14 protein-coding genes and 1 pseudogene are annotated in these 13150 nt (G+C 43.2%); 8 read left to right on the top strand and 7 right to left on the bottom strand.

Annotated features, from left to right (window positions below; translation table 11 throughout):
• Positions 1–22: 22 nt before the first annotated feature.
• The 7 genes and pseudogenes from NDN60_RS04010 to NDN60_RS03980 form a co-directional block, all read right to left on the bottom strand.
• Positions 23–1366, bottom strand: a complete 1344-nt coding sequence (locus tag NDN60_RS04010) for a hemolysin family protein (RefSeq protein ID WP_011373745.1) — start codon at positions 1364–1366, stop codon at positions 23–25.
• A 231-nt stretch (positions 1367–1597) separates the two neighbouring features.
• A complete protein-coding gene (locus NDN60_RS04005) occupies positions 1598–2449 on the bottom strand; it encodes an aldo/keto reductase (RefSeq protein WP_099947571.1) in 852 nt (283 codons plus the stop codon).
• An 83-nt stretch (positions 2450–2532) separates the two neighbouring features.
• Positions 2533–3596: pseudogene (locus tag NDN60_RS04000) on the bottom strand (DUF2075 domain-containing protein).
• Between the two features lie 247 nt (positions 3597–3843).
• Positions 3844–4209, bottom strand: coding sequence for a hypothetical protein (locus NDN60_RS03995; RefSeq protein WP_011373748.1), 366 nt, complete (start codon positions 4207–4209; stop codon positions 3844–3846).
• Between the two features lie 93 nt (positions 4210–4302).
• On the bottom strand, positions 4303–5493 hold the full coding sequence (locus tag NDN60_RS03990) for an MFS transporter (RefSeq protein WP_231953178.1): 1191 nt from the start codon (positions 5491–5493) through the stop codon (positions 4303–4305).
• Between the two features lie 12 nt (positions 5494–5505).
• Positions 5506–6663, bottom strand: a complete 1158-nt coding sequence (gene queG / locus NDN60_RS03985) for a tRNA epoxyqueuosine(34) reductase QueG (protein WP_076981414.1) — start codon at positions 6661–6663, stop codon at positions 5506–5508.
• Between the two features lie 24 nt (positions 6664–6687).
• A complete protein-coding gene (locus tag NDN60_RS03980; RefSeq protein WP_076632364.1) occupies positions 6688–7476 on the bottom strand; it encodes a tyrosine-protein phosphatase in 789 nt (262 codons plus the stop codon).
• Positions 7477–7597: 121 nt separating this feature from the next.
• Between NDN60_RS03980 and NDN60_RS03975 the strand changes: the two genes are divergently transcribed.
• The 8 genes from NDN60_RS03975 (at position 7598) to NDN60_RS03940 (ending at position 13143) form a co-directional block, all read left to right on the top strand.
• A complete protein-coding gene (locus tag NDN60_RS03975) occupies positions 7598–8542 on the top strand; it encodes a magnesium transporter CorA family protein (RefSeq protein ID WP_076632363.1) in 945 nt (314 codons plus the stop codon).
• A 114-nt stretch (positions 8543–8656) separates the two neighbouring features.
• Positions 8657–9130, top strand: coding sequence for a universal stress protein (locus tag NDN60_RS03970; RefSeq protein ID WP_025016421.1), 474 nt, complete (start codon positions 8657–8659; stop codon positions 9128–9130).
• Positions 9131–9212: 82 nt separating this feature from the next.
• Positions 9213–9758, top strand: a complete 546-nt coding sequence (locus NDN60_RS03965; protein WP_076632369.1) for a DNA-3-methyladenine glycosylase I — start codon at positions 9213–9215, stop codon at positions 9756–9758.
• 82 nt (positions 9759–9840) lie between these two features.
• Positions 9841–10335: a hypothetical protein gene (locus NDN60_RS03960; RefSeq protein ID WP_076632362.1), complete on the top strand. Its 495-nt coding sequence runs from the start codon at positions 9841–9843 to the stop codon at positions 10333–10335.
• A 278-nt stretch (positions 10336–10613) separates the two neighbouring features.
• Entirely contained in the window at positions 10614–11552 is a 939-nt protein-coding gene (locus NDN60_RS03955) for a 2-dehydropantoate 2-reductase (RefSeq protein ID WP_011373756.1), read from the top strand.
• A gap of 13 nt (positions 11553–11565) precedes the next feature.
• On the top strand, positions 11566–12033 hold the full coding sequence (locus NDN60_RS03950) for a universal stress protein (RefSeq protein ID WP_016264340.1): 468 nt from the start codon (positions 11566–11568) through the stop codon (positions 12031–12033).
• Positions 12034–12113: 80 nt separating this feature from the next.
• Positions 12114–12842: a DUF6574 domain-containing protein gene (locus NDN60_RS03945; protein WP_056946733.1), complete on the top strand. Its 729-nt coding sequence runs from the start codon at positions 12114–12116 to the stop codon at positions 12840–12842.
• 85 nt (positions 12843–12927) lie between these two features.
• Positions 12928–13143 carry a P8 family protein gene (locus NDN60_RS03940; RefSeq protein ID WP_011373759.1) on the top strand — a complete coding sequence of 72 codons (216 nt, stop codon included), beginning with the start codon at positions 12928–12930 and terminating at the stop codon, positions 13141–13143.
• Positions 13144–13150 lie beyond the last annotated feature (7 nt).

Raw genomic sequence — 13150 nt, 5'->3', positions numbered from 1 at the left:
ATGTCGACGCCTTTTTTGACTTTTAAAGTGTTGTATCTGCACGTTGTGGATTGACGGAAACTTCAAACCAATCAATGTAACCACGGTTAAATTCAGCGACCGTTAAATCGAAGCGGTCAATTGAAACAACGGAATCTTGATGTAAGTTAGCGAAGTTTTCCAAGACATAACCGGCAACGGTTACGCTATCTGATGCTTCAAAGGCTTCAATATCTGCCTTGAAGAAGCGTTCAAAATCGTAAAGCGTTGTTTTACCGCTAACGCGATAACGATTGTCATCTTCTTTGATGATATATTCATCCGAAACGTCATCGATTTCATCTTTGACAGTCCCGAATAATTCTTCGTAAATATCTTTATCGGTGACAATCCCACTCGTCCCACCGTATTCGTCAACAACGACTACAATCGGTGTTTGTTTATTAATCATTTGCGTTAATAAACTATGGATTGGTGTTGTTTCGGGAACAGAGATGATTGAGCGAAGTAATTTGCTAACGCGGATTGAATCATCGACTTGTGCTTGGCGCACCAAGTCGTAGGCGTAGACGTAACCGAGAATTTTATCTTTATCATTTTCAGCGACCACTGGGAAGCGACTAAATCCTTGTTGGAGATAATCCTTAACAACGTCTTTGACGGTATCCGTAATATCGACGACGTATAAACTAGTCCGATCGACCATCACGTCTTTGGCAATTCGATCGTTAAAATCAAAGGCCCGTTGCATGTAAACTAAATCGTTACGATCCAATTCACCACCGGTTACGGCATTTTTAGAAAGGCTGATGATTTCAGCTTGTGATAAAACATCGCTACTTTCGTCAGCAGGTGCAAAACCGATCAGTTTAACAACGCCGTTTGCGGAAACATTTAGTAACCAGACAAATGGGTAGAAAATGATGTGACAGTAATGAAGTGGCTTAGCTACAGCCATCAACATCTGCATTGGGATATCGATACTGATATTCTTCGGTACAATTTCAGTGAAGACAACTTCTAAATAGGTTAGGACTAAAACACCGGCCACTGCGCCGATAATGTGCAGGCCGCTCTCAGAGACAAGATGCGTCAAGCCTAATAAGTCAACTAACACTGTTTCGACAGTTGATTCACCAATCCACCCTAAGATAATCCCCGCAACACTGACCCCAACTTGCGTGGTTGAAAGATACTCATTGAGATTTTGAGTCATCTTAAGGGCGAGTTTTAATTTTTTAGGACTACCATTTCCGGAATGAATCGCATCTTCTAAGGCACTTGGACGTGTTTGAACGAGTGCGAATTCTGCAGCAACGAAAAAAGCTGCTAGAAAGAAGGTAACGAGCATGACGAACAGATTGGTAAATATCTGACCACTTGACAATATAATTCCCCATTTCTTAAATCATTAATGCTATCTTACCATTTTCGAACGTTCAACGGTAAATAACGCCGGTCATAAGTCTGATTTTCTGATATATCATAATGAAAATACCATAATTAATGGTGGAGGTAAACTAAATTTTGTAAACGACATTTTTTAATTAAAGGCTGTTCATATAAAAAGAGCAAACGACGTGTCAATTCACGCGGCTGCTCTTTAGAGAGAGTATCTTTAGAATGTTGCTGTATCAGGATCTTTGGCTTTACCAACAACACCGTCGAGTTGATCGATAGTTTGCATATCTTCAGGTGTTAATTCGAAGTCAAATAGTTGCGTATTTTCTTGAATGTAGTTGGCGTGAACTGATTTTGGTAATGGTAAGAAACCGTGTTGCAATGACCAGCGCAGTGCAATTTGTGGGATTGAGCGTTGGTACTTAGCAGCGAGGGTCTTCATTTCTGGCACATCAAAGATTTTACCAGTGCCAAGAGGGCTGTAAGCTTCTAATAACATACCGTTATCGCGTGAGTATTGCACCGTTTCAGCTTCCAATTCACCAGGTGCTAAGAAGATTTGGTTCACCATTGGTTGCACCTTAGCGGTCTTTTTCAAGGCTTCTAAGTGGTGTGCACGGAAGTTGCTGACACCAATTGCCTTGGCTTTGCCAGCATTGTAGAGTTCTTCCATTGCCCGCCAAGTTTCAGCATTGGCTGTTTCCCAGTTATCACGGAAATCAATTGGGTTAGGCCAGTGAATCAATAATAAATCGACATAGTCGGTTTGCAATTTTTGAAGTGATTCTTCGAAAGATTGCATTGTTAAATCGTAGCTGTGATTAGCGTTCCAAATTTTAGTTGTTAAAAAGAGGTCCTGGCGTGCCACACCACTTTCTTGGATGGCAGTGCCGACGCTGGCTTCGTTTTGGTAAGCTTGGGCAGTATCGATGTGGCGGTAACCCGCTTCAAGTGCTGCCTTAACTGATTTAATAGCTGTGTCGCCATCTGGTGTTTGCCAAGTTCCAAAGCCGAGCACGGGGATTTGAACGCCGTTTGCTAACGTATAAGTTGTTGTTAATGTCGTCATTTAAAAAGCACTCCTTCTTGAACAGAATTGATTACAGGGTTAATTTTACACTTTTGGTTTGTTTTTGAGTAGGAAAGTGCTTTTTATTGCCCGAGAAATGTTGCCGTTTGTAACGCTAATAATCGTTTTTGTAAAGCGGGATCGAGGGCGTAGAGGTAAAGACCGTTGCGGGCCCGGCTCATCAAGACGTAGAGACTATTGAGGATGATTTGAGTCTTAATCTGGGTTGGATTATCAAAGCGATTGGCACCGGCAAAAGCCGCTTGATCCTCATAGTATTCCGGTTTGATCAGTAAGCAATCTTGTTGTGGGTCATAGCCAATTGACGGGCCTAAAATGACGCCGGCATAGTTTAAATCGAAACCTTGTATTGTATAAACCGAACCAACTTCATCAATACTATCTTCACGTTCCGCCCAATAAGTCTTGGCGGTTGGTTGATACCGATCCCAGCGTAATTTGAAATGCGGGGCACTTACGTAATGGTCGTGCGGGTCATTGAGTGTTGCTGGAAAATCATAGGTTGCCAGTAACCGGGCCAAACCACTGTCTTGATTACGTTGGCGAATAGCGGCGTACAGTTGGGCTGCGCTGCGTCTGCAAAAATTTTGAATTCGAAATGTGGATCTTGGGGTAAGGACTCGATTTGCTGCTTGTGAAAGGCTTGTAACCAAGATTCAACCGAGGGATTTGCTTGAATTCGGAATTGATGGTGTAGCTGTGCTAATTGATAAGGCCCGGTTTGGAGTTTAGCGAGTAGCTGTTGTTGTTGCCAATAACTTTTGACCTTAAGGACCTGTTGTTCATCAAAAATGAGAATCGTGATGCGACTGTGCTTGCGAATCTCGTCTAACTGATTATCCTGTCTGAAGTGGTTATAAGGATCGCTGTGCGTCAATAAGAGGTGCGCTTCATCGACTAAAACGATATCGGCGCGGGTCTCTTGTTTGCTGGCCTGGTTGATAAAAGTTGTCGGGCGTTGAAAGTCTTTTTTCAAGAGCGCGTTAGTTGGTTGAACGTTATTTTGGTAGAGTTTCAACATTTCTGGATGATTAACCAGTAATTTGTTGTTGGTTTGGTACAGCGGTGAAGTCGGCGTTTTACGTGCAAGTTCTTGGAGTGTCGAGAAGACGCTGTTTAAAATCACACTTTTACCGGTTCCTGCGGCACCTTGAATTAAGAAGGTGGCGTGGTCCGCATCACGATTTTGTTCACAAAATTGGATAATTGCGATTTTGAGTTGCTGTTGCTCGGTAGTAAGTTGATTAGCCGGGCGTGTCAATTTGTAGAGGGCGCTGTTTTGGCGCTGAGCATTAGGCAAAAATAGGACTTCTTTCTAAATAACGTGATAAAAGAACCCCTGACAATGTATGCCAGAGGTTCTCTAGTAGTGATTAATCGACAAAGACTAATTGGAATTCGTGTTTTGCTAGGTCGATATTGACTGAGACGTGGCGGTTTAAGTCGGCCACAATTTGGTGGGCAAGGGTGACGCGTTCTTCGAAGCTCTGTGCATAGGCTTCAAAAACGGTACCTTTAAAATTAAAGTTTTCAGTGATAAAAATGGCATCGGTCACAAATAGCAGATTATTTTCATCGTGGCGTGAACCAGCTTTTAAGGTTGTGTCGATGTAATGATACAAGTCGGTTGGATCGAAGTTTAACGGTTTTTCCAAGATTGGTTTGATTTGAAAGCCAGCTAAATCGTCAACCATCTGCGCATTGAGCGTCACTTGTGTTAGAGCTTGATATAATTTCATAATAGACACCTTCCTTATTGTGAATTAATAAGCCAAATTTGATTGGTTAACCTTATTATAACATTTTGGGAAACGCTAGCGTGAGTCATAACCTTAGCGTGCTGCTTTAGGCCGGTAGAGCACAAAATGAACAAGCAAGGCGGCGATTTGGCAGCCAAGCGCTAGATAACAAACAGCTGCCCAACCACCGAGACTCCAAGCAAGAGCGCCGAAAAATGAGCCGGAAGCCCCACCAATGAAGTAGGCAAACATGAAGACCGTGTTATTACGACTGCTGGTAGCTTCGCCTAAGGCTTGGACCCGCGTTTGGTTGGACACCTGACCACACTGATTACCAACATCTAATAAAACGATCCCGAGCATCATAACTGGCAAATACTGTCCCCAGAAAAGGAATAAGAGGTAACTGACAGTCATCATCAAGAGACCAACTGCGATGATAAACCGCGGCGTCTTTTGATCGGCAAAGCGGCCAATCACAGGGGCTGCAAGCGCACCGGCTGCACCGAGAATGGCTAATAAACCAACGGTGCCACTGCCAAGATGATAAGCAGGACTTGCCATGTAAAAGACGAGGGTTGACCAAAAGATGCTGAGGGTCCCAAACATGAAGAAGCCGTTAATGGCCGCTTCGCGTAAAAGTGGTTGGGTGCGCACTAAACCAGGTAAGGAACTGATGGTTTGCCAATAACTAGGCCCGTTTTTGGGACGCGAATCTTTAGGTAATTTGACGGCCGCTAAGATAATCAGGCAGCCAATCGCAATGACGGCTAAAAGGTAAACCCAGCGCCAATTGACGTAGCTACTGATAATGCCACTGAAACTCCGAGAAAGTAAAACCCCCATTAAGAGGCCACTTAAAATCGTTCCGAGCACGGCGCCGCGTTTTTGGGGTGCCGCTAAAACGGCTGCATATGGAATGATAATTTGTGGGACGACTGAGGTTAAGCCAATCAGTAAGCCGGAAAGTGCGAATAAGATGAAGTTCGGCGCTAAAAAGGCGACTAACAAAGATAGTAGCGATAAAATCAGCATCCGAATGATTAAATGGTAACGACTCATGACATCGCCAAAAGGGACGATTAATAATAAGCCGAGGGCATAACCGACTTGAGTTAACATCGCGACCGTGCCAATGGCGCCAGTGTTAACGTGGAAGGTTTGGGCCACCAGAGATTGAATCGGTTGAATATAATATAGATTAGAAACCGCAACCCCCGTGATAAAAGCCATTAAAAGAATCAACGGTTGTGTGAGTTGCGTCTGTTGTTGCTTATTTTGCATGTGCTAAGGAGCCTACCTCTCTTCAAAACGTTCATTGAGAATTAATAATGCTTTGTGAAACTCGACTTGGGCTTCAGGTTCTTCTTCTTTATCAGCGGCTTGTTGCAAGAAGTCTAACATCTCCGGCGTGACATCTCTGACCAATTGGCCTAGTGCCCACGCCGCAGTCCCGCGAATAACGGGTCGGGGATCGTTATCGATTAATTGCAATAACTGGGGAATCGCAGTTCGATCTTTGACGTTGGCAAGCGCGATAATGGCGTTGCGCTGGATTGGTTTCTTTCCTCGCCACGAACCAGATAAGTGACCGAATTTAACTTTGAATTCTTTATTGCTGATTGTTAGCAATGGTTGTAACTCTGGCATTACTGCTTCTGGGTCGGGTTCCATGTCAGGATGGAAATGGAAGTCCTTGCCTTTATTAAAAGGACAAACTTGTTGGCAAATATCGCAGCCATAAATCACGCTCCGGATTTTAGGGCGAAATTCTTCTGGCATAAAGCCTTTTGTTTGCGTTTGATAAGAAAGGCACCGTGTCGCATTTAACCGACCGTCACCTAATAGGGCGCTAGGCGGACAATAATCGATACAGCGGGTACAGCTGCCACATTGGTTGGCCATAGGGGTATCAGGTTCAAACGGAATATTGGTAATGATTTCGCCGAGATAGACGAAAGACCCGAATTCAGGGGTAATCAATAATCCGTTGAGGCCGATAAAACCAAGGCCGGCGCGTTGTGCAACGGCGACGTCACTCAATTCGCCCGTATCGACCATTGGTTTGAAAGTGACTTCATCATCCTCATCGGCAAGTTCTTTGATCGCGTCGATTAATTGGGCCATCTTGTCCCGTAAGATATCGTGGTAATCAATGCCCCAAGAAGCCCGTGCAAAACTACCGCGTTTGGCACCTGTTCTGGCGGGTTTATTGTGAATCTTGGTTGGATAAGCAAGCGCGATGGCGATAATTGATTTGGGTTGGTCGAAAATCAATTCAGGATAGAGGCGTTCTTCCAGTACTTTGTGTTCAAACCCGCTGGAATGGCCATTTTTCTTTTGTTCGATTAAGCTGGCCTCTAAATAGTCAAAAGGCGCCGCTGAGGTAAAGCCAATTTTATCGATGCCAATTTCTCGACTGGCTGCGATGACTTGTTCTTTTAAAGTTGGCATAATGGGACTCCTTATTTGTTTCGGTTACATTAAGTAAATTTTTTGTAAGTCAGTTAAATCATGATTGGTTAGTTGTAATTCAGTCTTGAGGTAATTTTGAATTGTGCCGGATTCTTGGCGAATCGCCATTTGGGCGGTTTGGAGATAATCCAAGTGAACGGTCAATAAGGATTGAACGCTTTGGTAAATGCCTTGATCGGCCGTCTTTTGTTGGAGGCGCTGTAAGGACTTCTGCACAAAATCAGCCGATGCGAGGTTAGTGAGCAGGTAATCAGCTTGAATCGTCTCTGCGGGCACATTAAGGGCACTGAGTAAGAAGACAGTGGCCATGCCGGTCCGATCTTTGCCAGCCGTACAGTGGAAAAGGGTTGTTTGATGATCTTGATCGTTGGCGAGCAGTAATTCAAAAAAGCGGCGGTAAGCTTGCTTAGAATGGGGCTGATTAATCAAATTGTCATAAACCTTTTGCATCCGAGTGTGGCCGCTGAGGGGGTCCTTGCTAAAGAGTTGATAGAGTTCATCCTGACTCGCTGAATTGGCAGTTTCGTCAACAGCAAAAACAGGGAGGAATTCGTAAGTCGTATTGGCGGGTAATCGATCGGGCGCTTTGGCTTTTTCATCTTCAGAACGCAAGTCAATATCATAGCGCAAACCGTATTGATCAAGATAGTTTAAATCCGCATCAGTGAGATGGGCTAAGTTGGCTGAGCGCAGTAATTTATGCCATTTAAGCGTGCGGCCATCAGTCGTTTGATAGCCACCTAATTCTCTAAAGTTATGGCCTTTTTCGAGTGGTAAAATCCGTTGTGTCATCTCTAAAACCTCCCTATTTTCTCATAGATTTATTGTAGCATATTTATTATTGACATGACTGTCACTTGTCAAGCGTGTAGGAAAGCTCGTATGATAAGAAGAAAAGGGCGGAGACGGATAAATGATTACCTATTTCGAAATACAGACGACCGGTGAGATTCGTGAGAGCCGCTCGGAAAAAGCGGCCAATTGGATTCACTTTGAAGATCCTAGCAAGCATGAGATGCAGCATTTTGCGCGGAAGTACCATTTGCCACGCATGTTGTTTGAGGTCGCCCAAGATATCAATGAAGTGGCTCGGTATGAAACGTTTACGACGGAAACGGGTGAAACTCTCAGTCATATTTGCTTGTTAGTACCGGTCAAAACCCATGATTCTGAAAAACATGCTGAATACATTACGCGGCCGTTTTCATTTATCATCAGTGGGCAAACCTTACTGACAGTTGGGCACCAACAAAGTGAATTGGTGGCCGAGATGCAACGGATTACGGGAACTGATCAACAGGTCGAAAGCATTGTGTTACAGAGTATCTCGTTGATTTACCAACGCTATTTGACCGCTTTAGATGTGGTCGCCCAACAGATTCATCAGTTGGAGAAAAACGTCCATATTTCGACGCGGAATCAAATTTTATACGCACTCAAAGCACTTAAAAAGAGTGTCGTTTACTTGGATTTGGGTTTAAAAAGTAATCAGCAGAGCTTACCGCAGATTAAAGAGACGGCGTTATTTGAAGAAGTGGCTGATCAAAAAGATCGTCTTTACCGCATCGATTTACAGTTTGCTAAATCAGATAAGGCGATTACGACTTATCGCGCTTTGTTAGAACAATTAAGTGATTTATTATCAGATATCATTTCCAATCGTTTGAATAACATCATGAAGACGTTGACGTCGATTTCGATTGTTTTAACGGTCCCCACCATTATTGGTGGTTTCTGGGGGATGAATGTGCCAGTGCCGCTAACGCATAGTGGTAAGGGGTTTATCCTGCTATTGGGCTTATCGGGAATTGTGAGTGCCTTGGTTGGCTGGTGGCTGAAGAAGAAGGATTATTTTTAAAGGATACACTTAAGAAAACGCTATTCTTTTTGCTTGAATTGTCCGCGAAAGCGGTATATTCTTAATGTAGTATCATTGTGACATTGTGCATAAAGAGAAAGTGAGATGAACAGCATGGTTCAAGAATATAAGAGAATATTAGTACCAGTTGATGGTTCCGAAGAAGCTGAATTAGCCCTTAATAAGGCAGTTCAAGTGGCTAAGATGAATCACGCTCAAGTAGATATTTTAAATGTATTAGATACGAAACAATATGCAGGGAGTTATAGCGGCATGCTTTCTGGAGATGCTATTTTCCAAATCTCAGAAGACGCACAAAATTATCTCAATAGTTTGAAATATGATATTCAAACCAATGATAATTTGATGGACGTTGAAATTCACGTCCGTTTTGGCAATCCGAAGAATGTCATCGCACGTGATTTCCCATCAGAATACAAAACAGATTTAATTATGATGGGCTCAACCGGGTTGAACGCTGTTGAACGGATGTTAATGGGTTCTGTCACAGAATACGTTAACCGGACAGCGATTTGTGACGTGTTGATTGTGAAGACTGATGTCAATAACAATCCCTACAAAAAATAACTTTAAGTAATCAAAAAAGCCATGACAGCACAAGTTGTCGTGGCTTTTTAACGTACTTTAATGTAGAAGGGAGTCGATGAACATGGCAAGCGATAATTGGATGAATGCGACAGCAGAGCTGTTAACCTACTACGAACAAGAATGGGGCCAACCGGAACACGATGACCAGTGCTTATTTGAACTATTGTGTTTGGAAACCTACCAAGCGGGTTTGAGTTGGCAAACGGTGCTGGCAAAACGGGCGGCTTTTAGAACTGCTTTTTACCAGTTTGAGATTCAAAAAGTCGCGCAAATGACGACGACTGATATTGACCGTTTATTACAAAATCCAGCGATCATTCGCAACCGGCGTAAGCTAGCAGCAACGGTGAATAATGCGCAAGTTGTTTTAGCAATTCAACAAGAACAGGAAAGTTTTGCGCACTATCTGTGGGATTTTGTTGACGGGCAACCAATCGTTAATCGACCAAAAACGTGGGCAGACGTCCCTGCACAATCAGCATTATCGGTTGCAGTGAGCCGGGATATGAAGCGGCAGGGCTTCCAATTCGTTGGTCCAGTGACGGTTTATTCTTACTTGCAAGGTGCGGGTTTAATCGACGATCATCCCCAGCATCTGAAGGGATAGACTGTCCCTTAAATCGCGGATGGTGTATGATGATAGGGAAGATTAAAAGTCTATTTTAGATAATTTAAAGGAGTACACAAAAATGGCACAAGATAACGTTCGCCAATTAGCGGATTGGTTAGAAGAAAACATGACGGCAATTATTGATCGTAAAGTTAGCCTCAATGTTTCAGAAATTTTTGCAGTATTAGATAGTTTTGGTGTTTTGAATAATCCAGTAGCAAAATACTTGGATATTACAGAAGAAACTTACTATCAATCTGAATCAGACCATAAATTAACCTTATCAGATGACCGTAAATTATTGATGGATGTTACTGACCGGATCATGGTAACCCACGTTGATGGTATTTTAGCCGATAACAAAGTTAACTTTGAATACAGTCACGAAGCTGTTTATGAAGATCAATACTTAGTGAAACGCGACTTAGAAGTCCTCACTTACGGCTTAGCCGTGATTGGCGCTGTTGCGGCTACTGTTAAACATAACCTCATTCAAGCGGACCTTTCTAAGGATGCTGTCTTGAGTTTGGCACTTGCTGCTCAAAATATTGCGAACTGGCAAGCAAATCAATAGCATACAAACGGAGTTGGGCCAAAAATCACTTTTGGCCCAACTTTTTTAATACCCGATAGTTGCTAAACGTGTGCTATCAGTCATATCCTTGTGGTTAACGTCGAATGGCAAACGATTGCTGGTGCAATCATTCACCATTCTTTGTTAATCCTCAGGATATCCCCGACTGATAGCACACTCTTTTTTTATTTATCATAAATTAAGCGGTTTCTAGTGAAAAAAAGCAGAAAATATGGCATGATTAAACAGTAAATAAGAGTTGAGGAGCTGTTGAATAAATGACAAAAATTGCAATTGCCGGTTCTGGTGCAATGGGCAGCCGTTTTGGCTACATGCTACAAGCAGCCGGGAACGATGTCGTCTTACTAGACAATTGGGTCGAACATGTTCAGGCAATTAATACCAAGGGGTTAACGGTAGCGATTGCGGGACAAGACGTGCAACACGTTCAAATTCCAGCAGCCTTACCCACAGCGATTAAAGACGTTCAAGATGTGATTATCATCTTCACGAAATCGATGCAATTAGGGGCGATGCTACAATCGATTAAACCGCTGATTGGTGAGAAGACGAAGGTCGTTTGTTTATTAAATGGCTTGGGTCATCCCGAAACAATTGAACGCTACTTACCCAAACATAATATCTTCGTCGGCATTACGTTGTGGACTGCTGGTTTAACCGGTCCTGGGGAAATTAGCCTTAGTGGTTCCGGCAGTGTTGAACTTCAAAACGTGGCCCCAGAAGCCAAAGGTGCCGCTGAAGAATTAGTCGCGATGTTGAGTGCCGCTGGTTTACATGCGACCTATAGTGCTGATGTCTTGTTTTCAATTTGGCGCAAAGCTTGTGTGAATGGCACCTTGAATAGCCTCTGTGCTTTATTGGATTGTAACATTGCCCAACTCGGTCGGACGAGTCAGGTCAACTCATTACTGGCTTCGATTGTGGCTGAATTTTCAGCAGTGGCAGCGACCGAAGCGGTTGATTTGGATGTGCCAACAACGATTGCGCATATCGATCAATTATTTGATCCCACCCAAGCTGGCGAACATTATCCATCGATGCACCAAGATTTAATCCAACACCATCGTTTAACGGAAATTGATTACTTAAACGGCTACGTTGCGCGCAAGGGCCAAGAACGTGGCATTCCAACGCCCGTCAACCAATTGATTACCCAACTTGTGCATACTAAAGAAGCACTCGTCATCGAAAAATAAAGGAGTCCTTAAAATGACAGAAAAACAACCTTTAAACATTGAAGTCACTTCAATGCACTACCAAAAACTATTAATCGCGATTGATGATGATGATCCAACGTCATCAAAACGCGCTTTTAATTACGCTTGTACCGTCGCTAAGATGTACCAAATTCCAATGGGGATTGTCAGCATCTTAGAAACCGGCGATTTAAATATCTATCAATCACTCTCACCAAACGTGGTCGCTAAACGACGGGAAGAAATCGCCGCAGACCTAGATATCTTCGTTCAAAAGGCCCAAGAATTTGGTGTCCAAGAAGTGACACCAATTCTTGGTGAAGGCAATCCAGGCCACGTGATTGTCGAAGAAATCATTCCTGAATTCAAACCAGATCTTGTCATCTGTGGTTCGAAAACAAAACCTTCAAAACACTTAATTGGTACGCATGCGAGCTACTTATCTAAATATGCACCTAGCTCAGTAATGGTTGTCCGTTAAGAATCTAAAAGCACCCAAATAATTTTTATTTTGTTTTGGGTGCTTTTTCGATTAGAATAGGATTATCAGGAGGCAAGACTATGCTAGAATGTCCACAATGTCATATTAAATATGGTCGCAAGCTGCAGCAGTGTCCAAATTGCGGTGCGGCTGCAATCAATCACGAAACGACTCAAGCCAAACCAACCGCACTCAAGTATCACCAATTTTTACAGGTGAGTTGGCGGCAACCGCTACAAACACCATGGCGGTGGGTTAATCCCCAATTTGGCTGGGTAACTTTTGCCATCTTATTGCTGGTTAATACGGCGACGATTAGTTTATTGATGGCGGGCTGGTCCGAACAAGTCGGGGCCGTGGCCGGTGTCACTGGCACGCAAGTGATTTTACGGCAGCCAGTGGCGTTGTGGCCGCTTGAATTACGCCTCTTTTTAATCCAACTGGGTGGCTTATTAGTTCTGATAGGAACCGGGTACTTACTGAAACGGTATCTTTTAAAACAAAAAAATTTGCGCTTTGACCGCTATTTAACTGAAATCAGTGCTTACGGGAGCTTCGTCTTATTACTAACGATGGCGGCCTTGTTGGTTACTTTTGTGGCTGGCTTGATGGCGCTATGGTTAGTTGTCATCTTACTGGTGTTGAGTTATCTCTGGGTGAATATGGCGATTGTTGTGAGTTTAATCCGACAACCAATGGCGGGCTTCGATCAATTTTACACGGTCATCCTATTTGAAATTATTGTTCACTTGCTATTGCTTGTGATGAGCAGTCAGGTCGTTATGATGGGCCTTGCGAACCTCTTTTAAAAATAAAAGTGCGTATTTTGGTACACTTTTTGAAAAAGGGACTAATATAGAAAGTGTAATAAGAAATATTTAGGAGGCTTTTGCAATGGCAGTAGGTACAGCAACATTGGTTTTAGATATGAAGATGTCAGAGGCATTTGACTGGAGCGACGATGCAACAATCGTGAGAGAAGCATTATGGGACCACTACATGGAATCAAATGGTCACAATACGGATCAAACAGTTGCCGCAATGAAACCTTACCTCAGCATGAGCGATTCAGAAGTACGGACTAAAGCTGAAGCACTTTTAAAAAAATAACTGAAGA

Origin of the sequence: Latilactobacillus sp. (assembly GCF_033176295.1) — a bacterium.
GTDB lineage: Bacteria > Bacillota > Bacilli > Lactobacillales > Lactobacillaceae > Latilactobacillus > Latilactobacillus sakei.
The sequence above is the reverse complement of the archived record's forward strand: the minus strand, read 5'-3'. Positions and strand labels throughout refer to the sequence as shown.

Excerpts from the sequence above, each read along its gene's own strand:
- NDN60_RS04005 (WP_099947571.1), bottom strand. The coding sequence starts at position 2,449 with ATGACGACATTAACAACAACTTATACGTTAGCAAACGGCGTTCAAATC.
- NDN60_RS03995 (WP_011373748.1), bottom strand. The coding sequence starts at position 4,209 with ATGAAATTATATCAAGCTCTAACACAAGTGACGCTCAATGCGCAGATG.
- NDN60_RS03990 (WP_231953178.1), bottom strand. The coding sequence starts at position 5,493 with ATGCAAAATAAGCAACAACAGACGCAACTCACACAACCGTTGATTCTT.
- queG (WP_076981414.1), bottom strand. The coding sequence starts at position 6,663 with ATGCCAACTTTAAAAGAACAAGTCATCGCAGCCAGTCGAGAAATTGGC.
- NDN60_RS03980 (WP_076632364.1), bottom strand. The coding sequence starts at position 7,476 with ATGACACAACGGATTTTACCACTCGAAAAAGGCCATAACTTTAGAGAA.
- NDN60_RS03975 (WP_076632363.1), top strand. The coding sequence starts at position 7,598 with ATGATTACCTATTTCGAAATACAGACGACCGGTGAGATTCGTGAGAGC.
- NDN60_RS03970 (WP_025016421.1), top strand. The coding sequence starts at position 8,657 with ATGGTTCAAGAATATAAGAGAATATTAGTACCAGTTGATGGTTCCGAA.
- NDN60_RS03965 (WP_076632369.1), top strand. The coding sequence starts at position 9,213 with ATGGCAAGCGATAATTGGATGAATGCGACAGCAGAGCTGTTAACCTAC.
- NDN60_RS03960 (WP_076632362.1), top strand. The coding sequence starts at position 9,841 with ATGGCACAAGATAACGTTCGCCAATTAGCGGATTGGTTAGAAGAAAAC.
- NDN60_RS03955 (WP_011373756.1), top strand. The coding sequence starts at position 10,614 with ATGACAAAAATTGCAATTGCCGGTTCTGGTGCAATGGGCAGCCGTTTT.
- NDN60_RS03950 (WP_016264340.1), top strand. The coding sequence starts at position 11,566 with ATGACAGAAAAACAACCTTTAAACATTGAAGTCACTTCAATGCACTAC.
- NDN60_RS03945 (WP_056946733.1), top strand. The coding sequence starts at position 12,114 with ATGCTAGAATGTCCACAATGTCATATTAAATATGGTCGCAAGCTGCAG.
- NDN60_RS03940 (WP_011373759.1), top strand. The coding sequence starts at position 12,928 with ATGGCAGTAGGTACAGCAACATTGGTTTTAGATATGAAGATGTCAGAG.